Below are 2,170 nucleotides of genomic sequence, written 5' to 3' on the forward strand. Positions count from 1 at the left end.
GCGCCGGCATCGCGCGCGGCCCAGGTGGCCAGGGCCGCCCCGGCAGCGCCGCCAGCCATGAGCTTGATGAGGTCGCGCCGGCCTTCATAGACGGCGCGGGGGGTGATTTCGCTGCTGGCGGCGTGGATGAAGCCGTTGTCTCTGCGGGGAATCGGCATGGGGAATCCTTGTGGTTCGGGGGGACGATGCCGGTTATACGCGCACCGGCCCCGAAAGGATTCATTGTGGGCTACAACGTTCCGTAGCTGTGCAGCCCCGACAGCCACATGTTCACGCCCAGGAAGGCGAATGTGGTCACGCCCAGCCCCACCAGCGCCCACCAGGCGGACACGGTGCCGCGCAGGCCCTTCATCAGGCGCATGTGCAGCCAGGCCGCGTAGTTGAGCCACACGATCAGCGCCCAGGTCTCCTTGGGGTCCCAGCTCCAGTAGCCGCCCCAGGCCTCGGCCGCCCAGAGCGCGCCCAGCACCGTGGCGATGGTGAAAAAGGCGAAGCCCACGGCGATGGCCTTGTACATGACATCGTCCAGCACCTCGAACGACGGCAGACGGGCCGCGATGCGCCGACGCCCGAGCAGGATGCCCGCCACGATGAACGCCGACACGCCGAAATACACCATCCAGTAGCCGCCGCCGTTCTCGGTGGCGCCCTGGCGGAACACGATGGGCTCGAAGCACAGCACCACGCCCAGCAGCCACAGGGGCGCGAGCTTGTACCAGCGCGTCTCGCCGGCCTGCTGCTTGATGAGGTAGGCGAACGCCACCATGGCCGACAGCGCGAAGGTGCCGTAGCCGATGAAGTTGGCGGGCACGTGCAGCTTCATCCACCAGCTCTTCAGGGCCGGCACCAGGGGCTGGATCTCGTGCGCCTCGCGCACCACGGTGTACCAGAGCAGAAAGCCCACGGCGGCGCTGACCACCAGCATGACGAAGCCGCCCAGCGCGCGGGTCTCGTACTGCGCCTCGTAATAGAGGTAGAAGGCCGCGGTCATCCAGCAAAACAGCACGAACACCTCGTACAGGTTGCTCACCGGGATGTGGCCCACGTCGGCGCCGATGAGGTAGCTCTCGTACCAGCGCACCAGCGTGCCGATGAGCGCCATGCCGATGCCCACCCACGCCAGGCGCGAGCCCAGCAGCGACAGGGTGCGGCCCTCTCCGCGGGAGAACATGCCGATCCAGTAGAACGCCGTGCTCATGAAGAACAGCATGCTCATCCACAGGATGGCCGACTGGCTGGACAGGAAATACTTGAGGCCGAACACCGTGTCGGCGCGCGCCAGGCTGCCGGCGCCGTCCTGCTGGTATAGGCCGATGGCCGCCAGGGCGAAGGCCGCCACCACCACCATCAGCACCCGCAGCGGCCGCCAGAACCAGCCCAGCCAAACGGTGCAGGGAATGGCGCCGAGTAGGATGCCTTTTTCGTAGACATCCATGAACGCGCCGTAGCGCTGCAGCGCGAACAGCCCGCCCGCCGCGACCAGCGCGGCGAAGACCCAGTCGAAGGCATTGCGCCGGGCCAGGAACCCCTCGTTCAGGGTGATGGTGCGGTCGGCGCGATCCGTGCGATCGCGGGCAGCGTCCGTGGCGGCGGTGTTCATGCGGTGTCTCCGTGGGGCCGCGCCCCGATGAGTTTGTCGGTGAGCCGGGCGAACTCGCGGTCGCCGTCCAGGGTCTTGCGGTTGCTCGACAGCGCCATGGTGGCCTGGGCGCCCCCGTCCTGGGGCACCAGCCACACCCACAGGCGCCGTTCGCGCACGTAGAGCATCGAAAACACGCCGATGATCAGCAGCGCGCAGCCAAGGTACACGATGTTCTTGCCCGGCGCGCGGGCCACCTGGAAGACACTCGCCTGCACCTGGGTGAAGTCCTTGAGCTCGAACGCCAGGGGCACGGGGTAGGCCTGCGCGTCGCTGAGCGACAGCACCGCCTGCGTCATGAACGCCTGGGTGGCATCGCTCTGCGCCAGGGGTTTGAGGCCCGCACGCTCGCGCGTGAGCTGGGCCAGCTCGAACAGCGCGCCGTTCAGGATGCGGATCAGCACCTCGCCCGCCCGCTCGCGTTCGGCCGGCGGCACGTTGGCCTCCATGAAGTCCGAGATCGCCTGCAGGCCGCCGCGGCCCGGCGCACCGCCCTTGCCCGTGGTGGCGCCTGCCGCGCCGGCGTCCGCC

The 2,170-nt window shown here is 68.6% G+C and carries 2 protein-coding genes and 1 pseudogene; all 3 read right to left on the reverse strand.

All coding sequences use genetic code 11. From position 1 onward, the window contains the following. Positions 1-158 (reverse strand): annotated as a pseudogene (locus AC27KI_RS23225) (protein-methionine-sulfoxide reductase catalytic subunit MsrP); the annotation flags it as partial. Positions 159-229: 71 nt separating this feature from the next. Beyond that, positions 230-1,600 (reverse strand): c-type cytochrome biogenesis protein CcsB, encoded by a 1,371-nt coding sequence (gene ccsB / locus AC27KI_RS23230; RefSeq protein WP_487088632.1) that lies wholly within the window; start codon positions 1,598-1,600, stop codon positions 230-232. After that, the coding region (locus tag AC27KI_RS23235) for a cytochrome c biogenesis ResB family protein (RefSeq protein ID WP_487116067.1) at positions 1,597-2,170 on the reverse strand (574 nt) is incomplete at its 5' end. The genes AC27KI_RS23235 and ccsB, both read right to left, overlap by 4 nt.

The organism is Acidovorax sp. KPB24-03, from assembly GCF_057546605.1.